Below are 23,483 nucleotides of genomic sequence, written 5' to 3'. Positions count from 1 at the left end.
ACATGTGATATTCTCCTTTTTCTTCTACTGACACAAACAACTGGCTATTTTCTATACTGTTCAAACTTTGTACAATGTTAGGTTATAGTTAATTATACATAGTTCTATTCATAAATATTAGAATAATTGTCTCGTATGCATCTATCTCATACTTTTTGATTTCCTGCTGATCAAAACTCCAATGAATAAGCCATACGCAGCGTGTCCCGCGATCCACCAAAACAGAGAAGTCGTGTCCGTGACTGTTGGCGTTCGGTCAGAAAATGAAGTCGTCGGATACAATACTAACCCGATGACAACATTCACCAGAAAAGGGAAAAGAATCGCGTGGTTGCGAATAAAACCATTACTTTTATTATACAAAATCACCAGGATGATACAGAGCACAACCGAAACGATCAGATGGAAAAACACTTCAATCACTTCCGGAAATTGATACTCTTTTACGATGGGTATGTAATCTACATTCAATAATAATGTATACACTTTTTCTTCCGTGAACGACTGTATGACTTTCAAGAACAGAGCGAGAAAAATCCCTGTTACTATACCTATCCACGTACCTTGTACAATATGTGTAGTTTTCATTTCAGCACCGTCCTAGAATGTAAAAATAACAGAACTACTCCTTCAAATCCTGAAGAAATGTATGTAGAGGATACAGTGCGCGATCTATTGCGCCATGGTAAAAGGTGTGATGAGTTAGAGTTAAACTTCTCCTTGCAAGCCGCCTACCAACGATTAGGACTTGAACGGTATCTCCAGCAAATCGTCATCCCGTTTTTACAGGAGGTAGGCGATCACTGGGCAAGCGGTGAGTGGGATGAATATCAAGAGGCGTTGTCGAGTCTGGTCGTACGCGATCAACTCGTCCAACTACGGCGCAATTTTCACTATCGGGAAGACTCCCCCCTATTACTTGGCGCTTGTCTTCCTCATGAATCGCATGAAATTCCGGTGCATATTATTTTATTGCAATTGATGCTAAAAGGTTGGCGTACAGCGATGATTGGATCCTTACCGGCTCCGGGTGCAATCCAGTCTCTTGTAGAGAAGATTCAGCCAGCCAAAGTGTTGCTGTCGGCATCCACTACGTTTCCATTTGAGAAAGATCCACAGATGATACTGGAGCTGGACGAATTTGCAGGCCAACATCCTAGTACCGAATTTTATCTGGGCGGATACGGAGCATTCATTTGGGCGGATCAGCTGAATTTGCAACATATTCGTCTACTTGAATCGATTGAAAATATTTAAGGATTTTTACATGTATCATACGCTGCCAATGCACGTGCACGAGCAGCTCGATGATCAACAATTGGAGCAGGATAAGATGTACCTATCGCAACTCCTGCTGATTCCAACACTTCATTCGGTGCTTCCGCCGGTTGAAATACATACTTTACTGGCATGTCCGTTAACCCGGGCAGCCATTTTTTTATATACTGCGCTTCTCCGTCGAATTTCTCCGCCTGAAGAATTGGATTAAATACTCTAAAGTACGGTGATGCATCAAAACCACTGCCTGCCACCCATTGCCACCCCATCGCATTGTTCGCTAAATCCAAATCTACCAGCGTCTCCTCAAACCACGCCATGCCTTCCCGCCAATCGATCAATAAATGCTTAATCAAAAAGGAAGCTACGACCATTCGCACACGGTTATGCATATAGCCGGTTTCCCATAATTCACGCATTCCCGCATCGACTAACGGATAGCCAGTATGCCCTGTTTTCCATGCCTCCAGCTGATTGTCTGCCGTCTGCCACGGAAACTTTTCAAACTCCGGTCGCACAGGCTTCGTCAACATCTCCGGAAAATACAGTAGCTGATAATTATCGAAATCCCGCCACGCCAATTGTCGAATAAAAGCTTCCACTTGCTGATCGCCGACGTCATCCGCAGCTGCTAACGCACCGTACCATAACGAACGTGCGCTCACATTTCCCCAAGCCAAGTAAGGAGACAGCCGGGAAACACTAGATTGCGCAGGAAGATCCCGTCCTACTAAATAATCGTACAATCCACTATCTCGGAACGTTTCCCAACATTCTATCGCGGCTTTTTCGCCAGGTCGCCAATGATTCGCAAGCTTGTTATACCACGGGTAATCCGATAACAGTCCCCATTGATCCACAGGCAATGACTGTAGGGTAGCTGTAGACGGAACTAGTTCAGGAACTGCAAGCGGTGTCGCGATCGGTTCTTGGCGCAGTCGCTTCCAAAACGGTGTAAATACTTTATATGGCTGATTCGTTTTAGTAAATATCGCATCCGGCGCAACGAGTAAGGATCCTTGGAATGAACGCACTTGAACATGTTTTTTCTCACAAGCTTCTGCCACTTCACGTTCGGCCGCGCGACTTTCCGGATCATATAATTCATTGAACACCAGCTGATCAGCCCCGCTTTCATCTAGTAACTTCATGAACTGTTCAACTGGTGATCCTTGTCTGACCACGAACTGAATCTGCTGTTCCGCAAAGCGCTTGATTAGTTCCAGCAAGCTGTGATGTAACCACCAATCGGACGCTGCGTAACGCATTTCCGGTAAAATGAAAACGGGCAACACTTCACCATGTGCTGCCGCCTCCACCAATGCCGGATGGTCATGCAAACGCAGATCTTTTCGGAACCAAACTATTGTTTTACTCACTTTGTTCACTCCTTTAACTTCCTTTAAAACGCACCTGATCCACCGCCACCACCGCCAGTTCCTCCGCTGCTACTGCTGTCACTACTTGGAGCGTTGTTTGATACATTGGACGACGCTTGATTGAAAGAACCTGCAAGGAATACCGGATTATAGACCGCGCCTCCGTAATAAGCGTTTTCATACTGCGCGTCCCCTGCATTCTGTCGATGTCTTTCTTCGTTACGAATACGATGTTGATCAAGCAGCTTTTGGGCACTGACGAAATCCTGATAATATGCGTCCAGTTCAGGATGCTTCACACCTACTCCATAAATCAACACACGGAATCGATCATCAAGCGATAACCCTTCCCATTTCTTCGTATCTAGTTCCTTCATCCATCGCTCCACCCGCTCCCATTCGAGTTTGAGCAAAGTCCCTTTATCATTATACGGACTGTAAAACAACGCAAATCCGAATGCACTCAACGTCAAAATTCCCACTATCACTAGTGGCACATACAATTCATAATAAATAAAGGCGATCGCGAATCCGATGCCAAGCACACCAATCAAACTAAGGATCACGCGTTCCTTCGTAGTCTTGACCTTCAGTTCATATTCATTCAATTCCGCCTTTAGAAGATCTTTCCACATGACGAATTTATTATCAAATGCTTCATAATTCTTCTGTTCTTTTGTGTAACTTTTCAACTCGCTCAATGTAAATTTTTGATCATGACCAATTTGGAAAAACAACAGCTGAATCAGTTGCTTTTCGTGTTCTAATTGGACATTCGCATCGACCAACTCAAACTCTTCATCAGATAATTGTTTCACATGTCCTTTACGGACGAGATCCAGTAGCGCCGCAGACATCAGCTCGACGGAAGCTACTCCCTTCTTGAAAAGAAGTACTGCCGGTAAGCTCATATCATTCGTCGGAACGTAGAAACCATTCGATTCCATTTGATAGTGCGCTTCCTGAACGTATCTTTTCTTTCTGGCATTCGCAAAGAAACCAATCAAAGCAACTCCAAGAATACCCACTGCAGCACTCACATTACCGACAATACCCACAATCTTTCGGTTCTCAATGAACTCCTGACGTAGCCTAGCTGCCATTTCCTGATCCTCTTTCACCGTCGGACGAATGTCGCGATCTACTGCAATCATTGCTGAAAATAAAGATGGTTCATAAATCACGCGAATATCTCCGTTATCTCCTGCATGGACTTCTCCTAATGAAAACACGACCGTACCATCCGCTTGTACTTCTCCCGTCTCTTCCGCACTGTCATAACCTATGAACATCACATCAGACGCTTTACTAGGAGGCACGACGGTAATCGTCATATTGCCATAATCCGTTTCATTACGACGGTCAAAAAATGGCCAGTGGAACTGTGCACCATCGTTATACTTTTCCATTCCATTGCGAATAGTGTACTGCAAATCGAAGACAATGACTTCACTGTCTCCTTTTCGATGTACACGATATTCCGCGCCTCGCTTTTCAACTTCTAACTGTTTACCCTTTTCAGAGGCGGTAAAATCATCAATTGATGCTCCTCTTTTCGGTTGAATTTCGCGAATGATCCCGTTAAATTCACTGTCGAAGTCGTACGTATGCTGCTCCCTAACTTGAACGGTACCATCTGCTTCCAACTGTGCGTTGATTTTCACACCTGAAATACTGAAATCTACAGCCCCAGCTGTCGTCGGCAACACAAGGAACGCGAGTAAAGCGACAAGTAACAGTTTCCATTTCATAAAAAATCACCTCTTATCAGAAGTATACGATAAGAGGCGATCAATAGATTCATTTATTGGCAGAATCTTAGGAATACTATACAGCTATTCTCTACAATTTCATTACTTTATATAGATAAACACCCATCGAACCGAATAACAGGACAAGTATCGTGATAAAGAGAGACATGTGTAATGAATCAATTCGAGCCAAAGCGATATCGGTCGTCTGCCATATTAAAAAGACAAATAATAGTGTCGAAATGTTTTTGGTGACATTCATAAATAGCACACCATAGCGGTACTGGGTTTCTACGTTATCCGGACGTAAATTCAAGTAGTTATACGTATGCGGATACTTCTCTAATATTCCCATCCCTACCCACATGACGAGACCAATGACCGGTAACAGCAGTAATTCCATCCTCGAACCGTAACGGTCCACTTCCCCGTCCGCACCAAAATGCGCAGGAATACGGTCCGGGAATTGATTCCATTGCAACACTAAATAGACGAGAGCCGCAACGAATAAAGCGACAACCAACACATCGAACGCTTTTGCAACAACAGGTTTCTCTATGTCTAGCTTCGGTTTTTTCGTCTCCATACTCTCGCCACCTTGTCTATGATTCTGTTGCGCTCGTCATTTCAAATACATCAAAGACATTCTCTTTAATATTGAGTGATATGATCTTGCCTTGTTTCTCATAGAAATGGATGGATCCTCTGCGGTCATCCGTCATTTCTGTCCAACCCCATTCCTCGATCGTACGCAAATAATGATCTGGCGGATTACCTTCGGAGTCACCAATTCCTTTCAACTTATACTTCGCTGATTTAGAAATCTCCCCTACACAATCTTCCGCTTTCACTTCATACGCTTCTTTCGGAACAGGGAACCCTTGATTGATGATCGCCATGCGGTAGCCGTCTTCCTGACTATACACATTGGAACAGCCTGTCAGTACTAAGACAGATACCACAGCCAACAGCGCAAGTAGTTGTTTCATACGTTTACCTCCCGTTTCACGACTTCATTAGATCCATCGTACTAGGAAATATGGACATTGTCACCCAACATTTTGTGTCGAATTAACGCAACTTCTGCACAATAACGACTTTTAAATAATTAAATTCAGGATAGTCTCGTGGCGTACGGAAGTCTCTTGGTAATGTAGATTCTTCCAGTACTTTATAGCGAATATCCGTCTCTTTGAAAGCTTGCTCAATAAAGCCTTTGAACTTCTTCATACTAAAGCTTGCGTTATTCGTAGAAGCTACAATAATACCGTTCTTCTCCGTAACCGCAATCGCTTCTTTCATTAGCATAGGATAATCCTTCGCTGTACTAAATGTGTACTTCTTCGAACGCGCAAAGCTCGGCGGATCCAGTACTACTAATCCATATTTCATGTCGTGACGCTTCGCATAACGGAAATAATCAAAAACATCCATTACTTTAATGTCTTGTTGCTCGTAATCGATCCCATTGACACTGAACTGCTCAATCGTCTTCGCCACACTGCGCTTCGCCAAATCCACACTTGTCGTTTTCACCGCACCACCTAGAGCAGCTGCAACTGAAAATGCCCCGGTATAAGAGAATGTATTCAACACTTCGCGACCTTCCGAATAATTGTCCCGAATGGCCTCGCGAACATCACGCTGATCAAGGAAAATCCCAGTCATCGCGCCATCATTCAAATCAATCGCAAAGTTCATGCCATTCTCCTTAATAATGATCGGGAAATCTCCTGGCGTTCCTTTAACAAAATCATCTTGCTCGACATACTGCCCCTTCGAATCAAAACGCTTTTTCTCATAGACCGCTTTATAATCCCCGCGCTTATCCAACACATTATAGACGTGGTGACGGAACGCATAAATACCTTCACTGTACCAACTCACCATATAATAGCCATCGAAATAATCGATCGTCAAACCACCGATGCCATCGCCTTCCCCATTAAACAAACGGTAAGCCGTCGTATCCGGATCATTCGCATACGCTTCACGACGCTCAAAAGCTGTAGCCATTTTCTGATCAAAGAAATCAAAATCAATTTCTTCTTTTTCATTCGAAGTCAGCACCCAGCCGATTCCTTTATTTTGAATTCCATAATAACCCGTAGCCAAATACTTATGGTACCGATCCGTCAGACGAATCAAACTACCTTCCTTCGCCTGAATCTCACTACTCATCACAGCATCCTTCAAAATCAAAGGATACCCCTTCTTCACAGCCACCGCGCCCTGTGCATTTAACTGTATTTCCACTAATTTACTCATATCGTCATCCTCAAAGTGTATTTTCTCCATTATCGCATGGATGAACCAAAAGTGGAAGCGGCTCGTTAGGATCGACAGGCATAAGACGGGCTGGACTTGAGGCGCTCTTTGCCTCACGACCAGCACGACTTATGACCCGAGATCCTAGCCGCTGGAACTGGATGACACAAAAGTGAAAGGTGGCGTTTAGAGTCCGCATCTTAAAAGAACTACTTATTTTCACGACATTTACTCATCCTTCACTTACAATGAAAGTACTAAAATAACTAAACAGGAGGAACTCTTATGAATATCATCCCTTTAGGTATCTGGGGCGGCTATCCGAAAGCGAACAGCGCCACTTCTTCATTTCTCATCGAACACGAAGGATTTCATTGCCTATTCGACTGCGGTAGCGGCGTACTATCTTCCCTGCAAAATCATATCGAACTGGACCAACTTGACGCAGTTGTCATCAGTCACTATCACGCGGATCACATCGCGGACATCGGCAGCCTACAATACAGCCGCCTGATCCAGTATTATCTCGGACAACCATCACCCGTCTTACCCATTTACAGTCACGCGCGAGACAAAGAACAATTTGAGAAGCTTTCATATAAAGAACAAACACGAGGAATCGAAATCCGAGAAAATCAATCCGTCCAAATCGGTCCATTTACCGTCACATTCTGTCCAACCATCCATCCCGTCTACTGCCTCGCCATGAAGTTCACCGTAGACGGTCAGTCCGCGGTTTTCACAGCCGACACGGAATGGTCCGACAAGCTCGTGACATTCTCGCAACACGCTGATATCGTATTCTGCGAGGCCAATCTCTACGAAGAACACCTCGGTAAAGCACCAGGTCACCTAGCCGGCAGTCAAGCAGGCGCACTGGCAAAGCAAGCAGAAGTGGGGCAACTCATCCTCACCCATTTGCCACATCATGGTGATATTAATGAAATATTAAATGAAGCAAAGAAAACGTTTAGTGGTTCGGTAGAGATTGCGGAAGTTGGGAAGAAGTATACAATACTTTAAAACTAGGAGAGTGAATTAGTTAGTACAAAGGGATGGAAGCTCCAGCTGGCGGACGCTTTCCCATGGGCCCGCGGTGAGCCAACTAGTCACTACGTTCCTTTAGTTGTCTCACCTGATCGGGCTGATCCATCGGGAGTCGCCGCCAGCTTCCGCTTCCATCATACGTTGCTAGTAGAGGTACTTAGATCACTCACTGTAGGTAATGTGTGAAATACCATTCTATTTTTGACTCGCTTAGGTTCAAGTACAGAAGTTCGTTTCCGATTGCAAGCATCACTTCAATACACAACAGAAAGTGTATTCCACTCAGTTTACAAGGGATTAGCGCGGAGGAGGGGCGACTCCCAGAGGATCAGCTCGACAGGTGAGACAACCGATAGGGAGCTTGCGACCTGGTTGGCTCACCGCGAGCCCTCAGGAAAAGCGTCCCCTCCGCAGCGCCAATCCCCCATCCCAACAGCCTTCCAATGAAAAAAGACCTCTGCAACTACTGCAAAGGTCGCCTTACTTCTTATAAAAACACAATTACTGCCAAGATTGCTGCCAACACAATACGATAAATCGCAAACGGCATCAGCTTGACTTTCGAAATCAACTTCAGGAAGAAACGGATCGAAATTAGCGCGAACACAAACGCACTCAAGAAACCAACCACGTAAAACCCGATGGCATCCATCGACATATACTCCCAGTTCTTCAACACCGACACTAGACTCGCGCCCATCATAATCGGAACCGCCATGATGAACGTAAAATCAGCAGCCGTCCGGTGATTCATCCCGAACAACACACCTCCGGAAATCGTCGCACCCGAACGAGAGAACCCTGGCCACAATGACAAACACTGAACCAATCCCACTGTAAATGCCTGTTTATATGTAATCTGATCCAACGTCTGTACCCGTGGCTTTTTCGGCCCAAACTTATCCGCGGCAATCATCAGCAATGCACCAGCAACTAGCGCATAAATAACCGTTTCCACGCCAAATAAATAATCATCGATCAAATCCTTGAACGCAAAACCGAAAATTACAGCCGGCAACATACCGACGATGACGTGCAGCAAGTTGAAGCGTTCACTCATCTTCACTCCGCTATCCACTTTATACAGACCGACTAAACTAAATAGACGTTTCCAAAATACAACGACTACAGCTAAGATCGAACCGAGCTGAATCACGATCTTAAACGTAATTGCGGGATATTTCCCAAGGAATTCTTCTGTCTTCAACCACATATCGTCGACAATAATCAAATGACCTGTCGAAGAAACGGGCGCGAATTCCGTCATTCCTTCTACGAATCCTAAAATTAGTGCTTTAATTAAATCAAATAATTCCATATGACTCTCTTTCCGCGAAGGCTTCCCTTCTGCTATTCTATTTTCTGTTATCCAGTTTACCATGACGTAACAAGCAGTGGATAAGTTTCGGACAGAATATTTTTATCCACATGTGCATACTTTTTATTTTTACATACAACTGAGTACTTATGCACATAGTGCGTGGATAGATTGTGGAAAAGTTAGTAATTTCAGATTATTATCGTTATTAATGCTATTTATCCACAGTTTAGTCGTCTATCTACTAATATGCTGCAGCTTTTACTTGTAGACTATTATTCCGTTAATTTATTTTGAAACGCATAAATAACCGCCTGTGTGCGGTCTTGGACTTCCAATTTCGATAATAGATTACTAACGTGAGTCTTAACCGTTTTTAACGCAATGAATAGTTCATCCGCTATTTCCTGATTCGATTTACCCTTCGCCAATAGTAATAATACTTCTAGCTCACGTTCGGTTAACTCATCATGCAAGGCATGTGTCTGGCCGCCGCGCATTTTTGTCATCATTTTAGATGTTACTTCGGGCTCGAGCACAGTTTGCCCCTGCATCGTTTCCCTAATAGCATCCGCCACACGCTTCGCATTGGACGTTTTCAAAATATAGCTGACAGCCCCCGCTTCAAGTGCGGGATATAATTTATCATCGTCGAGGAAGCTGGTAACGATAATTACCTTTGCTTCCGGCCACTTGTCAATAATCGCAGCCGTCGCCTCGGCACCATTCATCACCGGCATGACCATATCCATCAAAATAATATCCGGACGTAAATCGAGTGCTTTCACAACACCGACCTGACCATTTTCCGCCTCCGCAATTACTTCGATATCCGGCTGCATCTGCAAATACGTCGATACACCAATGCGCACCATTTCGTGATCATCTACCAACAGCACTCGAATCATCCGCCAGCTCCCCTTTCAAAATCGGTAATTTCACTTCTACGATCGTTCCTTGAGATGGCACTGAAACAATCTTACAACTGCCTCCGATCTCAATCGCACGTTCCTTCACATTCTGCAGACCATATGATCCACCTTTACCGTCATCTTGCTTAAATCCAACTCCATTATCTTGCACGCGCAAAATCGCCAAACCATCTCGTTCGATCAATAAAATCTCTACTTCCGTTGCCTGCGCATGGCGAAGTGTATTCGATAACGTTTCCTGTGCAATACGGAATAAATGATCTTCCGCACCTTTAGACAACTCCATATCTTCTAATCGATGTGTAATATCGAACGTCACTTTTTCCTGTAGTTCATTCAATAACTCTTCGAGACCTTTCGCAAGCGTTTGGTTATGCAGTGCAGCCGGACGTAAGTGGAGAAGCAACGCCCGCATTTCTAGCTGTGCTTGCTGAACCATTCGTTCTACTTGCTGTAACGGCTTGCTGATCGGACCTTCTTCCGCCTGTTCCGCAAGTGCCGACAATAGCATGGACGCCGCAAACAATTGTTGCGACACCGAGTCATGCAGTTCCCTTGCCAATCGTTGACGTTCTTGAACGATTCGTTCTTGAATCATTTTATCTTGTGTTTCAACACGCTCATCCGTAATTTTACGCAAACTGTTTCGCTGCGCTTCAAGTACTTCATATAACTGTTCAATTGAACGGTTGGTCTGTTTTTTCATTTTATTTGAGGTGGTAAACTCTTGTTTAGCATACAAATCCTGCAGTTTCCCACTAATGATATTCTCCTTCGTTCTACTGTTCAGACTCATCCAGCTAGCAATTCCTAAACTGATGAGGAAAATCGTCGTGAACAACCAGGCAAGCAACGGCATATCCGCAGCTTCTGTATCAAGTAGCAAGCTCTGATATTCAGCGATGGATACATCAATGAACAGATAGAAAAAACCCGCGACAATCGTACTAAACATCAACGTCATAAGAACGGTGCGACCAATGATTGCTTTCATTTTCTACGCACCTCCACATCGCCGATCCAAGTAAATATCGAAATAATCAACTCAGGATCATTCGGTCGCTTCGTTTCATAGCCTTCATGTTCCTGTATCGTTTCATTGAATAATTGCCGTGGAGCTTTGTCTAATATACTCGCTTCACCATACAACGTGGCATAATGAATGCGCACTGGGATATCATAAGGCAATTCAATACGCACTTTACCGAAATTTTGACGAATCGAAATAAAGGAAGCTCCTTTAGGCAATACCGTATCCGTCACATCGACATGCACATCACCGAAAAACCCTTGTAGATGCATATCTTCCCATTCATACGTCGTAAATGGTGTGGATTGAACTGAGAATAAGCGGTTCCTCCACATCCCTTGCGAGCGTCTAGCTCGAGGCTGTTGCAAATCTCCAAACACTTCACTAGCAGGCGTGCCTTTCCATAACTTCATGATAATATACAAGACAATTGCTAAAATTAGCAGACGTACACTCCATAAAGTCAAAAGCGCAATAACTATAAAGACGATACCTGTAATCGCTGTCCACTTTTCTCGTTTTCGATAACCGTAATCGAGAAATCCCCAACCGAGAAGGAGGAAGATGACATTACCGTTCGAAAACAACATCGATTCGACGAATGCAATCGTCAAAAGAGCAAGAAAATATACTGAAACGTTAGTAGAATCCTTCTTAGCCATTCCATTCTCTCCCTTCTCGATAGAGGAAGCGCGATGCTTCCTCTTATAGTTTACACAATATCTTGCTTTTTTGCGTTAGATTTCTCTAATGAATCTAAACGTTGTTCCATGGACGAGTGTGATTGTGGTGTTTTCGTTCCTCCGCCCAGGTTTTCAATGTACGAATGCAAGTCGTCAAGCGTTGAAAATGATGAATCCGGCTTGACGAATCGATCCATCTTTTCCTGCGCACGCGTCACATTCTCCTTGCCCATCAATTGCAACTGGCGAACACGCATATCTTTCACGCGATGCTTCATTTCTTCAAACTTCCGTTCCAATGACAGCAACTCTTGCGTAGCGTCTTGGATGCTCGCAGACAAACGGGCAACTCGACCTTCATACGCTTCTACTTCGTCTTGTGCAAACGCGATTAACTCTGCATCTCCCGTCGCTTCAGCGAGCTCCAGCTGACGACGACGTTTCATCGCCATCAAATCCGCATCCTGACATTCGTTTTCCAATTCTTCTTTCAGTCTGCCTTGGCGTTCCAGCAACTTACCGATTTCCGCTGTTTGCTTTTGCGCATCTAGGAAATACTGATTCAGTAGCTCTAGCGGATTTTCTTTCTTCTGTGGCTTATCCATCAAACTATTCAAATCTTCTTGTATCGTATATTTCACTTTGTGCCAAAATGCGTTCATATTGCATCTCTCCTTTTATTTTGTCAGTTCATTCCACTGGCGCTCGAAATTTGTGAACGGGTCGTTGGTTAGGACGTCCGGGTTTACATGGCGGTCATTCCATTTGCGATATACATAATAGATTCCAATCAATGCGATGATTCCAATGAATGCACCGATGTTTGAAATCGAGCTGATTACGCTGATGATCAAGATCGTCATCCAAAACACTTTTGCGAACATCGAGTGGCTTTTTCTCCAGTAGTGGTAGCTCACAAGCGCGATCACCCCTGTTACAGCTAAGGCGATGATGGGCCCTACGTTTATAGCTAAAATTAAACCTGCTACAATTCCTAGTACAACTAATCCAAATTTCTTCATGTTGATGTCCTCCCTTCATTTGTAACCTTAGTGTATAATGAATTTCAGTTTTCTCCGACGGTCTCGTAGCGGATTTCATACTCAGACTTAAGGCTGAGTGCAAGTAGGTACTGAAACTGGGAGCTGTTTTCGTGGAACGACTAGGCAGCTGCGAGGCTTTGTCACTTTGGTTGGGGTCGTTGCTCGACTGGTTGTTGGGGACTGAATTCACTGAGTGTCTGCTTTCTAGACCCGCGCAGGCACGTGGGGGATTGCCTACAGCGCTACTAAGTGGTATGTATTTTGGTTGTGGTTCTAATAATAAAAGTATCAGCTACATCATGATATCTAGTACGTATTGCTTGCGAAAGAAGTCTACGAACTGCCCTACACCCGCTGCAACGAAGGCGCCTGCTGTGGTAGGCGTAGCGAGGAGACAGAGACAGGCGCACTTCCCTGTCTGTGGCTCATCGCGGGAGCCATCCACCAGCGCCGTAGTGGGGACAATGAACTTGCCGCTTAGATTGACAGCTAAACCACAACCTCCTAATTGAACAGGGAAAAGAAAAGTACCTGAAAGAACCACAACCGAACAACGCTTATTAGGCCTGCTAAATAGAAACGTAACCCGACAGCTCTTCGACGATTAAAACAACTAGACGAACTGCCCTACACCCAACGCAACGAAGGCGCCTACCACCAGCGCCGTAGTGGGGACAACGACTTTGCCACTTAGATTGACAGCTAAACCACAACCTCCTAATTGAACAGGAAAAAGAAAAGCACGCGCAAGAACCACAACCGTACGCCGCTTATTAGGCCTGCTAAATAGAATTCCTATATCCACACAAAAAAGCCGCTCAGGAAATCCATTGTGATTTCCTGAGCAGCTGTATTCGACTTTATTTAGTAACCTTTAGTAAACCATCCATCAAACCTGCATGCAACCCTTCGTGCCATGTAAGAAGTTGTAAAACTTCCTCGACAGTTTCCATCGTAAGTAGCTTACCGATCGAAAGCGGGGTACTCAATCGATGCGCCAGCTGTTGTTCGGTCAGTTGCGAAATTCGCTTGCCTTGGTCTTTCATCGCAGCGACCAACTCCTCTTCTGACGGAGGAATACTCGGCCAGGTCGACGGGCTCGTTCCTGGTGCAAAGAATTCTGCCCATTCCGGCTTGTCGACTGGGTATTCGTTCATTGCACGATTCAGAAAGTCTTCAGTAAATGTATAGATATGTCCTACATTCCATCGTACAGTATTAGAAAAACCTTCAGGTTGAGCGTCCCACGCGTGTTCACCTGCTTGTTTAATACGGCTTAACGTATAGCCTCTTGCCATAGAGAACTGTTGCAATGTACCCATTCATACCACCCTTTCTGTAAATCTAAAAACAGCCTTGCACGTAGGCAGGCTGACTTTACGATGGATTTTCGTCTTGCTTTTTGATATTTTTGTGCTCATTCCACTGGTCATGCGCTTCGTGGTTGTATTTACGATTATATTCTTCCTGATCTCCATACGGGAACATTTCACCCGGCGTCAGATCATGATAATTTTGGCTTGGGGATTTATTTTGACTGTAAGCGGAAGGTTTATGTTCTCCCGTTTCATCCTGTGCATTTTCTCTAAACGCTACACTTGAATCAGAATCTGCCGGATCGGCAAGAGGTAGTTCATCTGGCACTACTACACCTTCCACCACACACTGTTCCTCATTGATCTCTTCCACTTTCGGAGTTAGATCTTTTTTGTTTGGATACTTCCCGTCAACGATTGTCATATAACCATTCCTCCCTTTCATGCACTCCATAATGTATAGACCGCACTCTCTATACATACCCGTATTCGTCATAAACTAAACTAATTCCTTTTAAAAATCAAAAAAAGAGTAAGACAGGAATTTCCTCCCATCCTACTCCGCGTCCATTTACCCACTTACGACATCAATCGTCACTTTGAATAAATCTCCATCGACTTCTACTTCCATCCGGCCGCCATGCAGCTCGACAATAGATTGGGCAATAGCCAATCCTAAACCGGAACCTTCCGTCTGTCTGGATTCATCGCCGCGCTTAAAGCGTTCTAACAATTCATCCGTAGTATCACCAAGTTCATATCTCGCCACATTTTTCAACACAATGCGTGCAGTCGACCCCACTTGCTGAAGATTGACATATACTCTCGTACCTGGCAATGAATACTTCCATATATTGATGAACAGATTATCAAGTACTCTCCACCACTTTTGTCCGTCCACCATCGCGAAGATTGGTTCTTCAGGTAAAGTAGTTCGGATATGCAAATCTTGCTCAGCGAGTTCTTCCGCATGTTCTGCTAACGCTTGCTGGATCAACTGATTCAACTCTACACGTTGCTTCACCATTTCCATATTGCCGCTTGCCATTTTTGATACTTCGAATAAATCTTCAATAAGCGTTTTCAAGCGCTGTGATTTCTGATCCAGAATGCCGACGTACTTCGCTCGTTCTTTCGCAGTTAACGTCTCATCTTTCAATAAATCGGTATAGGTAATAATGGATGTAAGCGGTGTCCGTAAGTCATGGCTGACATTCGTGATCAGCTCCGTTTTTAACCGTTCACTTTTCGCTTGTTCATTGATCGACACACGAACTCCTTCGCGAAGATTGTTCAAGTTCGCGGCATGTTTCGCAAGCTGCGAATTACCTTTGACCGGTATCGCCTGCGTCAGATGCCCCGCCGCCATATCGTTCGTTGCAGCCAATATGCGATTCAAATAGGCTGTTTTTTTCACGAAAATGAATAATGCGGGTAGCGCGACAAATAATACACAAAAGGCGTAAATCACGATGAGCGCTGGGTGCATGAATCCACCAACCAAGCCTACGCCAGCAAGGAAAAAGATCATGAGTAATAACGATAACTGTACACCGATCGTACGATTACTGAACGTGTCCCTAACATCTTTGGCAAATTGCATAGTAAAACTTTCACGCCAATCTTCCATCAATTGCCCAGGTTCGCGATATAGCCTAAATAAATGAACAGCCTGAAACGCCAACAGCGCGGTAAACAGTACACCGATCAACAAGAAACTGACGGCTATATTACTGATCGTCCCCAAGCTGACGTATCTAAACTGATTGAAAATGTTGAAGATCGCTGATTCGATGTATAGTGTCAGTATAAAAGCAGTCAGTAGCAAAAGAACTACTTTCACATCTAGTTTCCAGCGTGAATACGCAGCAGCCAACCTTGACTGAAGCACCCATTCTTTCTGGAACTTCACCACTGTAAACAACGCCACAAGGGCAAGAAAACCGAGAACCCAGAAAGCGTATAACAGATACTTTCCACGGATGAATTGATCGTTTTCCTTGGCCATATCATTTAACACCGTCGCATCCGATGGAATGATAATGGTTCCTTCAAAATATTGAGGAGGGTTGCTAATGCCTTCCACATCGTCATCTGTGAACATCGATTGTTGTTCCATGGAATAGTCAGAGTATCCATTGTCATACACAGCCGAGTTCGCCTTAAAATATCCTGTCGCATCCGTAAATTGTTGTTGGAAAAGTGACGTAACCTCAACATCTCCTCGAGTAAATCGTTCACCCGTTTCAACATTCACGAGATCATAGGCAATGGGAATATTCGTTTGCCGATTATTTTCAGTTTCTTTAATCTGACGCGCTAAAGCTTTTGCCTTTTCCGAACGGATTTTATTTTCCACATACTGATCGCTTTCAAAGTTCTTTTGAATATCTTCTAGTTTCGTATTTCGCTCCTTGACTAGAGCCAATAATACCGTTTCATTTTTCTCGCTTTTCGCTTCCGCTATTCGTTCTGCATATTGTTGCTGAATATTATCGAGCTGTTCAGAAAGCGTACCGTATCGCTGTCGGTATTCTTCAATTTCATCTCGAGATACCGTTAATTCCTTCTCCGCTTTTTTCAAGTCGACTGGATTCAGTACGGTAGCCGACAGATTATCATATACTTGTTCCATTCTGTAGGTAAAATCTTCTTGGTCGGTAAATGACTTACCAACAAGTTGCGGTGCGTAATGAATCACAGACGGCAATGCGATCAATACCAGTGTTACTAGCGCGGACCAGATGGCCAGTTTTATATTTTTATTCATCACACGGCTCCCCCTTGTATAATTCGTCTAAAGTAATCGGTGGCCATACTTAATCTTTCCCAACCCTCAACGAACAGGTCGACCGTAAATGAGGCGCAATATACCAGACTTCCCAGCGCTAGCGTAATAGCTATAAGTGACCCAACCAAGCCGTTTCTATTTTTCGATTTTATAGCCAACGCCCCACACCACCTTCACATACCGCGGATTTTTCGGATCCGCTTCAATTTTCTCTCGTATTTTTCGTATATGCACTGCTACGATATTTTCTGCGTTATATGCCTGTTCATTCCACACGCGTTCATATATTTCATTAATTGAAAATACACGTCCCGGATGTTTCATCAGTAGCTCCGTAATTTTGAATTCAATTGGCGTTAACCGAACCGGTGTCCCATCCACTGTCAGCTCCTTCTCTTCTTCATTCAAAACTAGGCCATTGACTTCAATGACTTTTTGGCCTTCATATGTTCCGAGCTGCACGTACCGACGGAGTTGCGACTTCACTCGAGCCATCAACTCCAGCGGATGGAATGGCTTCGTAACATAGTCGTCTGCACCTACCGACAAACCATGAATTTTATCCGAGTCTTCCACTTTCGCACTCAACATGATAATGGGAATGTTTTGCATTTCCCGTATTTTGAATGTTGCGGTGATCCCATCCATATTCGGCATCATAATATCTAAAATCAATAAATGGATTTCATTCAACGCCAGTAGCTCTAGCGCTTCTTGACCATCTTTCGCTTTCAGTACACGATACCCTTCATTTTTCAAATAAATTTCAATTCCCTCGCGAATTTCCTTATCGTCATCCGCCACAAGCACTGTAAACTCTGCCATGTACGTCACCCCGTCTCACTATTAACTTCATTCTATCACCCCACTCTTAACAAAGACTGAGGATAAATATGAAGAAATTCTTAAGATGTTTTCGAATGAACTCATTTGCGCTCATTAAACTGCTTCAACCGCTCTTAAAAATCCACAAGTGCTCATAGAACTTCGACAACCGCTCTATCGTGCCACACAAGCGCTCATAGAACACATCAACCGCTCTATAAACCGTCACAACCGCTCATAACTGATGTATAATCTTCAATCAGAATGCCACACTCTTGTCATGGAGGTGGCGAATATGCCTAACAATGAGAAGAACAAGAAGAACAAGAACAACAAGAATACTGAGAACATGCGCGAGGAATACGGTTTTGGATATGATTTAAGTCCTGACGATTTTGACGTGATTGGACAGAACGATGCGGCGAAGAAAAAGAATGCCAATTCGAAGAAGAACAAGCAAACTGAAGGTAATCAACCGTTTAATCCTTCGTAATTTTCGGCGGAAAAGGCACCGACGTCGAACACAATCATTCGTTTTTCATTCATCACACATAAAAAGAGCAGCCAATTTTGGCTACTCTTTTTGTGTGTATATATAGAAGTTATCTCGGCCGTTCATATAGCAATCCACACTTCCGCTGAATGCGCTGTAAGATTTTCATCCAACTAGCTCTAGAACGAAAGAGGACGTTTGACCAACGTCATGTAGAAATAAGTGCCTTTGAATAATTCATCCGGCGTCCCATCCGCTACGATTTTTCCGTCAACCATCCAGTACATCGTGCGCTATATACACGAATGGATGCTTACAGCTCTTGATAATCCCGCTGATAGACTCCGCCGTCTTTCACTTCTGCATGGTAAAGTGCTTTCAATGCAAAGCTTTTCTCTAGCTCGTGCTCTTTCATAATCTCTTTCAATCGTCTGTTTAGCTCTGGGCTATGCTTTACGAGCTGAAGCATCTTAGGTTGTGAATATTGCATGAAAAATTCCCTCCTCATTTCATTTGTTTCTATAGTATAACATGGCCACAGTTCTTGTTGTATGAAAGGAAATCGTTCCTCTGGCTGGAAATTACCCCTAAGTTTCATGTATACTGTCACAAGTACGGGCTGAGCATTCTATGCGAGTAGATGAATTGCACTACGAAACCAACTTACATATTGGACGAGAAGGAATTTTCTCGTCTTTTTTATTTTCACTTCTGATGACATTGTCAACAAATTGTCATGTACCAAGCGTTTACACGAATGATTAAAAGGGTATTTTAAAGTGTATGTGTGCAATTTTATTCTACGATTTCGATTATTTACTTAGTTCATTTCACAAACTACATTTAAATAAGGAGGACCTATGAGAAAAGTTTCATCAACATTTTATATTACATTAGTAGCTGTCGTATTGGCAGTCGGGTATGGTGTAATCGCTCCTGAACACTTTGAGGCGATCACGCTCAATATAAGGAATCTCATTTCAGATTCATTCGGCTGGTATTACTTACTGACAGTTTCTATGCTATTCTTTATTTCAGTCTATTTGATATTCAGTCCGCTCGGCAGGATTCGATTGGGGAAAGATAGTGACAGGCCACAGTTTTCCATGTTTTCTTGGCTCGCCATGCTATTTTCTGCAGGTATGGGAATTGGACTTGTGTTCTATGGCGCTGCAGAACCTCTTTCGCATTATGCGGTAAGTTCAGCTACTGCACCTGTTGAAACAAAAGAAGCGTATAAAGAAGCGATGCGTTCAACATTTTTCCATTGGGGCTTCCACGCTTGGGCTATATATGGTATGACAGCTTTAGCCCTGGCATACTTCCAGTTCCGCAAAAACCAGCCTGGTTTAATCTCCTCCACACTTCGCCCGATTTTCGGTGATCGCGTAGATGGCAAGCTCGGAACCGTAATTGACGTCTTTGCAGTTTTCGCTACTGTTTTCGGTGTCGCCACGTCACTCGGATTTGGAGCGGTCCAGATTAATGCTGGATTGAATTACTTATTCGGTGTTCCAATCGGTTTCTGGTCTCAGTTTATTATCATTGCGATCGTGACTGTATTATTCTTACTATCCGCTTGGAGTGGCCTTGGAAAAGGGATTCGTATTTTATCCAATACCAATATGGTATTAGCTCTTACTTTGTTGGTCTTTATCATTGCACTCGGTCCAACATTGCTGATTTTCAATATGTTCACTGATTCTATTGGTGGATATTTAGAAAACCTCATTCGTATGAGTTTCCGCACAGCACCACTTACACCTGAAAATCGTTCATGGCTGAATGATTGGACACTATTCTACTGGTCTTGGTGGATAGCTTGGTCACCATTTGTTGGTATGTTCATTGCTCGCGTTTCAAAAGGAAGAACTATTCGCGAATTCATGATCGGTGTGCTCGTTGTACCGACTGTATTGAGTGCAATTTGGTTCTCAGCGTTTGGTACAACAGCTATTGAAACACAAAAGCAAGGTATTATCGATTTAGCCTCTACTGCAACAGAGCTGACAATTTTTGAGATGTTCAGTGGATTACCTTGGTCATTCGTCATTTCAGTTGTCGCAATTTTGCTGATTACTTCATTCTTCATTACATCAGCGGATTCGGCTACATTCGTACTAGGTATGCAGTCGTCATATGGTTCATTGACTCCACCTAATAACTTGAAAATCGTCTGGGGCGTTATTCAGTCCGCCATCGCGATTATTCTATTATATGTTGGTGGTTTGGATGCACTTCAAAACGTCATCATCATAGCCGCCTTACCATTCTCCATCATACTGATTATGATGATCACCTCGCTTTTCAAATCTTTAAAGGAAGAACGAAGAAAAATCAAACGTAAATAAAAAATGAACACTGCGCACATGCGTAGTGTTCATTTTTGTATTAGTTGACAGCTTTTTCGATTGCTTGTTTCAAATCTGCGATCATATCGTCTACTGACTCCAACCCTACTGACAAGCGGATCAGCTCTTCGCTGACGCCTGAATTTTTCAAGTCTTCCACAGACAGCTGCTGATGAGTAGTAGATGCCGGATGTATGATTAATGACTTGGCATCTCCTACGTTCGCTACGTGAGACCAAATTTCGACATTGTCAATCACCTGTCTTCCAGCATCGCGTCCACCTTTGATACCGAAAACGATAATTGAGCCATACCCGTTTTTTAAATGTTTGTTGGCCAATTCCGCTGTTGGATGATTCTCTAGACCCGTATAGGTTACCCATTCAACTGCTGGATGATCCTGCAGGAATGCCGCGACTTTTTGTGCGTTTTCATTATGGCGTGGTACACGTAAATGAAGTGTTTCTAAACCTTGCAACAAGTTGAATGCACTGTCCGGTGACAGGCATGGGCCAAAGTCTCTTAGCAATTGCACGCGCAGTTTCGTTGCGAAAGCTGCAGCAGCCGTGTCGATTCCGTAACGTAAACCATGATACGATTCATCCAGCTCTGTAAAGCCCGGGAACTTACCTTGTGTCCAATCGAATTTCCCTGCATCCACTGCCACACCACCGATAGTCGTACCGTGTCCGCCAATCCATTTCGTCGCCGAGTGAATGACTACATCCGCTCCGTATTCGATTGGATTTGACCCATAAGGAGAAGGGAATGTATTGTCTACGAGCAACGGAATTCCATTTTCATGTGCAATATTTGCAATAGCTTCCACGTCCAGAACTTGCAAGCTCGGGTTACCAATTGTTTCTGCAAACAATGCTTTCGTTTTATCCGTAATAGCTGCTTCAAAGTTCTTTGGATCAGATGCGTCAACAAATTTCACTGTGATGCCATAGCGCGGTAATGTCACAGCAAATAAATTGTATGTACCACCGTAAAGATTGCTCGCTGCAACGATTTCATCACCTGTCCCAGCAATATTGAGAATAGAGAATGCAATGGCCGCCATACCCGAAGACAATGCAACTGCTGCCGTTCCGCCTTCTAGCTGTGCGACACGCTCTTCAAAGACAGCTACTGTCGGGTTGGTAATTCGTGTGTAGATATTGCCTGCTTCTTTCAAGCCAAATAGATTTTGTGCGTGTTCTGTGTCTCTGAATACATAAGAAGTCGTACGATGAATCGGTAAAGCCCGTGAACCTGTTTCCGGATCCGGTTTTTGCCCTCCGTGTAATAGTATCGTTTCTGGCTGTAAATTCGTCATATCCATTCCCCTTTTTCATGTATTGATGGAACACCGAAACGCCCCGAATATCTTTTCTTTGGGACTAGACAAGGACCATGTGGGTGTGTGATTCACTATATAGAAAAAGCCCATCTTCCATAATAAGAAGAGGGCTCTGCTTTCGCTCATTCCCCCCTTATCTTCCAAACTGCCGAGAGTTTGTAGGAAGTAGCACCTTTGCTTTCGCCGGTTGCCGGGCATCACAGGGCCTAATCCCTCCGCCGCTCTTGATAAGAGTGTGTCTATTCGTTTTCCATCGTTGAAAAATAGTATACGGCTATTCCTAGTCTATTGCAAGGGTTTATTGATAGAATCTTTAGAAAGTGATGTTATTTCTATCGTCTAGAGCTTGGACTAGGAAGGTTTCGTTGATCTCGAATGATTGTGTTCTGTAAAGATTCCCTCATTTACGAAACGGCAACCAATCGTAAGTGCCGAAGTGAGTTCCATGATGTTTCCACTTATGACTTCACCAAAAAACCGCCAGCAACACGTTTAGTGAACGATGTGCTGACGATCCTATTTGGTTAGAATATGTCCCACCAGATTTTCACGGCGGAGGCCATGATGAGTATGGCTAGAATGCTTTGTAATACTTTGGTGTTTACTTTACGACTGACTTTTACACCGATCGGCGCTGCAATGATGCTTGCGACAATCATGACGAGCGCCGGTCCATAAGGTACTTGACCTGTTAGGAGCTTGCCTGATGCCGAGCCCACAGATGACAATAGCGTAATTGCAAGGGACGTAGCGATCGTCACGCGTGTCGGTATCTTTAGTATCACGAGCATAATCGGCACCATAATGAATGCACCGCCAGCTCCGACAATCCCAGCTGCCAAACCGACGATAAAGGCCGCACTGGAAGCGATGAAGCGATTAAATGTAATTTCATCAATCGGCTGATCGTCGAGACCCTTTTTAGGAATGAACATCATAATTGCCGCCATAACGGCTAAAATACCATAGATGATGTTAACCGTCGCTTCTGCTAGCATACTAGAACCAGCGCCGCCGATCACACTGCCGACTAATACACTGATTCCCATATAGAGGACAAGTGGTTTCAATATTAAGTTACTCTTTCTATACGCGAATACTCCTGAAAGTGATGCAAAAAACACTTCAACTGCAGTAATTCCAGATACTTCATGTGGTGTAAACGCAGCAAAGCCAAGTAACGCAGGAATAAATAACAACATTGGATATTTGACAATTGCACCGCCAATTCCCATCATACCTGAAAGGAATGAGCCAACGAAGCCAATGAGGAAGATCGTAATAATAAATGGAATCGTCATGATGTTCTCCCTTCTTCCTGATGAAAGAGGGAGATAACCATTCCCTCTACCCTTAGTTTATCCTTTTTGGATCCAGAATTTAAAGACATCTGATTCTTGTTGCTGATCTTTTATTTCATGATTACCAGAAGCCGCCCATGCAGTCAGATCGGACACTGAACCTTTGTCTGTCGTATGGATTTCAAGAATGTCCCCTGCTTGCAAGTCTTTCATGGCTTTCTTTGCACGTACGATCGGCATTGGGCATGCCAAGCCTTTAGCGTCTAAAAATGTTGTTGTATTCATATATATCTTCTCCTTTTAATTTAGTTTTTGGTGTTCATTATCCATTT

At 43.8% G+C, this 23,483-nt stretch carries 24 protein-coding genes and 1 riboswitch; of the genes, 4 read left to right on the top strand and 20 right to left on the bottom strand.

The window, feature by feature from the left end; genetic code table 11:
• Nucleotides 1–141: 141 nt before the first annotated feature.
• Entirely contained in the window at nt 142–588 is a 447-nt protein-coding gene (locus SporoP17a_RS10975) for a hypothetical protein (RefSeq protein ID WP_083034676.1), read from the bottom strand.
• A 75-nt stretch (nt 589–663) separates the two neighbouring features.
• On the opposite strand from SporoP17a_RS10975, the gene SporoP17a_RS10970 reads away from it, so the two are divergent.
• Nucleotides 664–1,257 (top strand): hypothetical protein, encoded by a 594-nt coding sequence (locus tag SporoP17a_RS10970; RefSeq protein ID WP_083034675.1) that lies wholly within the window; start codon nt 664–666, stop codon nt 1,255–1,257.
• Here SporoP17a_RS10970 and SporoP17a_RS10965 read toward each other — a convergent pair.
• The 5 genes from SporoP17a_RS10965 to SporoP17a_RS10945 form a co-directional block, all read right to left on the bottom strand.
• Nucleotides 1,254–2,657 (bottom strand): cryptochrome/photolyase family protein, encoded by a 1,404-nt coding sequence (locus SporoP17a_RS10965; RefSeq protein ID WP_083034674.1) that lies wholly within the window; start codon nt 2,655–2,657, stop codon nt 1,254–1,256. The genes SporoP17a_RS10970 and SporoP17a_RS10965 overlap by 4 nt on opposite strands.
• 23 nt (nt 2,658–2,680) lie before the next feature.
• On the bottom strand, nt 2,681–4,408 hold the full coding sequence (locus tag SporoP17a_RS10960; protein WP_083034673.1) for a DUF2207 domain-containing protein: 1,728 nt from the start codon (nt 4,406–4,408) through the stop codon (nt 2,681–2,683).
• A 91-nt stretch (nt 4,409–4,499) separates the two neighbouring features.
• Nucleotides 4,500–4,994, bottom strand: a complete 495-nt coding sequence (locus tag SporoP17a_RS10955; protein WP_083034672.1) for a DUF1648 domain-containing protein — start codon at nt 4,992–4,994, stop codon at nt 4,500–4,502.
• Between the two features lie 16 nt (nt 4,995–5,010).
• A complete protein-coding gene (locus tag SporoP17a_RS10950) occupies nt 5,011–5,397 on the bottom strand; it encodes a hypothetical protein (protein ID WP_083034671.1) in 387 nt (128 codons plus the stop codon).
• Between the two features lie 82 nt (nt 5,398–5,479).
• Complete coding sequence (locus tag SporoP17a_RS10945) at nt 5,480–6,676, bottom strand: class I SAM-dependent rRNA methyltransferase (RefSeq protein ID WP_083034670.1); 1,197 nt, start codon at nt 6,674–6,676, stop codon at nt 5,480–5,482.
• A 285-nt stretch (nt 6,677–6,961) separates the two neighbouring features.
• On the opposite strand from SporoP17a_RS10945, the gene SporoP17a_RS10940 reads away from it, so the two are divergent.
• Nucleotides 6,962–7,699 carry an MBL fold metallo-hydrolase gene (locus SporoP17a_RS10940; protein ID WP_083034669.1) on the top strand — a complete coding sequence of 246 codons (738 nt, stop codon included), beginning with the start codon at nt 6,962–6,964 and terminating at the stop codon, nt 7,697–7,699.
• Nucleotides 7,700–8,210: 511 nt separating this feature from the next.
• Here SporoP17a_RS10940 and SporoP17a_RS10935 read toward each other — a convergent pair.
• The 10 genes from SporoP17a_RS10935 to SporoP17a_RS10880 all read right to left on the bottom strand — a co-directional run bounded on the left by SporoP17a_RS10935 (nt 8,211) and on the right by SporoP17a_RS10880 (nt 17,661).
• Nucleotides 8,211–9,041, bottom strand: a complete 831-nt coding sequence (locus SporoP17a_RS10935; RefSeq protein ID WP_083034668.1) for an undecaprenyl-diphosphate phosphatase — start codon at nt 9,039–9,041, stop codon at nt 8,211–8,213.
• Nucleotides 9,042–9,316: 275 nt separating this feature from the next.
• The gene (locus tag SporoP17a_RS10930) at nt 9,317–9,949 is read right to left on the bottom strand and encodes a response regulator transcription factor (RefSeq protein WP_083034667.1); all 633 of its coding nucleotides are present in this window, start codon (nt 9,947–9,949) and stop codon (nt 9,317–9,319) included.
• Nucleotides 9,924–10,967 carry a sensor histidine kinase gene (locus SporoP17a_RS10925; RefSeq protein ID WP_083034666.1) on the bottom strand — a complete coding sequence of 348 codons (1,044 nt, stop codon included), beginning with the start codon at nt 10,965–10,967 and terminating at the stop codon, nt 9,924–9,926. The genes SporoP17a_RS10930 and SporoP17a_RS10925 overlap by 26 nt, the downstream gene beginning before the upstream one ends.
• A complete protein-coding gene (gene liaF, locus SporoP17a_RS10920) occupies nt 10,964–11,665 on the bottom strand; it encodes a cell wall-active antibiotics response protein LiaF (protein ID WP_083034665.1) in 702 nt (233 codons plus the stop codon). The genes SporoP17a_RS10925 and liaF overlap by 4 nt, the downstream gene beginning before the upstream one ends.
• Before the next feature lie 50 nt (nt 11,666–11,715).
• Complete coding sequence (locus SporoP17a_RS10915) at nt 11,716–12,348, bottom strand: PspA/IM30 family protein (RefSeq protein WP_083034664.1); 633 nt, start codon at nt 12,346–12,348, stop codon at nt 11,716–11,718.
• 15 nt (nt 12,349–12,363) lie between these two features.
• Nucleotides 12,364–12,708, bottom strand: coding sequence for a lmo0954 family membrane protein (locus SporoP17a_RS10910; protein WP_083034663.1), 345 nt, complete (start codon nt 12,706–12,708; stop codon nt 12,364–12,366).
• Nucleotides 12,709–13,589: 881 nt separating this feature from the next.
• A complete protein-coding gene (locus tag SporoP17a_RS10900) occupies nt 13,590–14,051 on the bottom strand; it encodes a DinB family protein (RefSeq protein WP_083034661.1) in 462 nt (153 codons plus the stop codon).
• A gap of 55 nt (nt 14,052–14,106) precedes the next feature.
• Complete coding sequence (locus tag SporoP17a_RS10895) at nt 14,107–14,469, bottom strand: hypothetical protein (RefSeq protein WP_083034660.1); 363 nt, start codon at nt 14,467–14,469, stop codon at nt 14,107–14,109.
• Between the two features lie 147 nt (nt 14,470–14,616).
• The gene (locus SporoP17a_RS10890; protein ID WP_083034659.1) at nt 14,617–16,815 is read right to left on the bottom strand and encodes a sensor histidine kinase; all 2,199 of its coding nucleotides are present in this window, start codon (nt 16,813–16,815) and stop codon (nt 14,617–14,619) included.
• Nucleotides 16,816–16,971: 156 nt separating this feature from the next.
• On the bottom strand, nt 16,972–17,661 hold the full coding sequence (locus SporoP17a_RS10880) for a response regulator transcription factor (RefSeq protein ID WP_083034657.1): 690 nt from the start codon (nt 17,659–17,661) through the stop codon (nt 16,972–16,974).
• 295 nt (nt 17,662–17,956) lie between these two features.
• Between SporoP17a_RS10880 and SporoP17a_RS10875 the strand changes: the two genes are divergently transcribed.
• Nucleotides 17,957–18,154, top strand: coding sequence for a hypothetical protein (locus SporoP17a_RS10875; protein WP_156890558.1), 198 nt, complete (start codon nt 17,957–17,959; stop codon nt 18,152–18,154).
• A 313-nt stretch (nt 18,155–18,467) separates the two neighbouring features.
• Here SporoP17a_RS10875 and SporoP17a_RS16885 read toward each other — a convergent pair whose 3' ends face one another.
• A complete protein-coding gene (locus SporoP17a_RS16885; RefSeq protein ID WP_099625366.1) occupies nt 18,468–18,644 on the bottom strand; it encodes a hypothetical protein in 177 nt (58 codons plus the stop codon).
• Nucleotides 18,645–19,014: 370 nt separating this feature from the next.
• On the opposite strand from SporoP17a_RS16885, the gene SporoP17a_RS10870 reads away from it, so the two are divergent.
• A complete protein-coding gene (locus tag SporoP17a_RS10870) occupies nt 19,015–20,505 on the top strand; it encodes a glycine betaine uptake BCCT transporter (protein ID WP_083034655.1) in 1,491 nt (496 codons plus the stop codon).
• 40 nt (nt 20,506–20,545) lie between these two features.
• On the opposite strand, the gene SporoP17a_RS10865 is transcribed toward SporoP17a_RS10870, so the two are convergent.
• The 3 genes from SporoP17a_RS10865 to SporoP17a_RS10855 form a co-directional block, all read right to left on the bottom strand.
• Nucleotides 20,546–21,826, bottom strand: coding sequence for an O-acetylhomoserine aminocarboxypropyltransferase/cysteine synthase family protein (locus tag SporoP17a_RS10865; protein WP_083034654.1), 1,281 nt, complete (start codon nt 21,824–21,826; stop codon nt 20,546–20,548).
• Nucleotides 21,827–21,980: 154 nt separating this feature from the next.
• A riboswitch (SAM riboswitch) is annotated at nt 21,981–22,084 on the bottom strand.
• A 290-nt stretch (nt 22,085–22,374) separates the two neighbouring features.
• Complete coding sequence (locus SporoP17a_RS10860) at nt 22,375–23,151, bottom strand: sulfite exporter TauE/SafE family protein (protein ID WP_083034653.1); 777 nt, start codon at nt 23,149–23,151, stop codon at nt 22,375–22,377.
• Between the two features lie 57 nt (nt 23,152–23,208).
• Nucleotides 23,209–23,436, bottom strand: a complete 228-nt coding sequence (locus SporoP17a_RS10855; RefSeq protein WP_083034652.1) for a sulfurtransferase TusA family protein — start codon at nt 23,434–23,436, stop codon at nt 23,209–23,211.
• Between the last annotated feature and the right edge of the window lie 47 nt (nt 23,437–23,483).

This window comes from Sporosarcina ureae, from assembly GCF_002082015.1.
In the GTDB taxonomy this organism is placed as follows: Bacteria; Bacillota; Bacilli; order Bacillales_A; family Planococcaceae; genus Sporosarcina; species Sporosarcina ureae_A.
Note: the sequence above shows the minus strand (reverse complement) of the source record. Positions and strands in the feature narration are given on the sequence as shown.

Bases quoted from the DNA above. Each gene is read 5' to 3' on its own strand.
- SporoP17a_RS10940 (WP_083034669.1), top strand. From the start codon at position 6,962: ATGAATATCATCCCTTTAGGTATCTGGGGCGGCTATCCGAAAGCGAAC.
- SporoP17a_RS10900 (WP_083034661.1), bottom strand. From the start codon at position 14,051: ATGGGTACATTGCAACAGTTCTCTATGGCAAGAGGCTATACGTTAAGC.
- liaF (WP_083034665.1), bottom strand. From the start codon at position 11,665: ATGGCTAAGAAGGATTCTACTAACGTTTCAGTATATTTTCTTGCTCTT.
- SporoP17a_RS10915 (WP_083034664.1), bottom strand. From the start codon at position 12,348: ATGAACGCATTTTGGCACAAAGTGAAATATACGATACAAGAAGATTTG.
- SporoP17a_RS10875 (WP_156890558.1), top strand. From the start codon at position 17,957: ATGCCTAACAATGAGAAGAACAAGAAGAACAAGAACAACAAGAATACT.
- SporoP17a_RS10935 (WP_083034668.1), bottom strand. From the start codon at position 9,041: ATGGAATTATTTGATTTAATTAAAGCACTAATTTTAGGATTCGTAGAA.
- SporoP17a_RS10925 (WP_083034666.1), bottom strand. From the start codon at position 10,967: ATGAAAGCAATCATTGGTCGCACCGTTCTTATGACGTTGATGTTTAGT.
- SporoP17a_RS10945 (WP_083034670.1), bottom strand. From the start codon at position 6,676: ATGAGTAAATTAGTGGAAATACAGTTAAATGCACAGGGCGCGGTGGCT.
- SporoP17a_RS10895 (WP_083034660.1), bottom strand. From the start codon at position 14,469: ATGACAATCGTTGACGGGAAGTATCCAAACAAAAAAGATCTAACTCCG.
- SporoP17a_RS10865 (WP_083034654.1), bottom strand. From the start codon at position 21,826: ATGACGAATTTACAGCCAGAAACGATACTATTACACGGAGGGCAAAAA.
- SporoP17a_RS10950 (WP_083034671.1), bottom strand. From the start codon at position 5,397: ATGAAACAACTACTTGCGCTGTTGGCTGTGGTATCTGTCTTAGTACTG.
- SporoP17a_RS10860 (WP_083034653.1), bottom strand. From the start codon at position 23,151: ATGACGATTCCATTTATTATTACGATCTTCCTCATTGGCTTCGTTGGC.
- SporoP17a_RS10975 (WP_083034676.1), bottom strand. From the start codon at position 588: ATGAAAACTACACATATTGTACAAGGTACGTGGATAGGTATAGTAACA.
- SporoP17a_RS16885 (WP_099625366.1), bottom strand. From the start codon at position 18,644: ATGCAATATTCACAACCTAAGATGCTTCAGCTCGTAAAGCATAGCCCA.
- SporoP17a_RS10955 (WP_083034672.1), bottom strand. From the start codon at position 4,994: ATGGAGACGAAAAAACCGAAGCTAGACATAGAGAAACCTGTTGTTGCA.
- SporoP17a_RS10870 (WP_083034655.1), top strand. From the start codon at position 19,015: ATGAGAAAAGTTTCATCAACATTTTATATTACATTAGTAGCTGTCGTA.
- SporoP17a_RS10960 (WP_083034673.1), bottom strand. From the start codon at position 4,408: ATGAAATGGAAACTGTTACTTGTCGCTTTACTCGCGTTCCTTGTGTTG.
- SporoP17a_RS10910 (WP_083034663.1), bottom strand. From the start codon at position 12,708: ATGAAGAAATTTGGATTAGTTGTACTAGGAATTGTAGCAGGTTTAATT.
- SporoP17a_RS10930 (WP_083034667.1), bottom strand. From the start codon at position 9,949: ATGATTCGAGTGCTGTTGGTAGATGATCACGAAATGGTGCGCATTGGT.
- SporoP17a_RS10890 (WP_083034659.1), bottom strand. From the start codon at position 16,815: ATGAATAAAAATATAAAACTGGCCATCTGGTCCGCGCTAGTAACACTG.
- SporoP17a_RS10855 (WP_083034652.1), bottom strand. From the start codon at position 23,436: ATGAATACAACAACATTTTTAGACGCTAAAGGCTTGGCATGCCCAATG.
- SporoP17a_RS10880 (WP_083034657.1), bottom strand. From the start codon at position 17,661: ATGGCAGAGTTTACAGTGCTTGTGGCGGATGACGATAAGGAAATTCGC.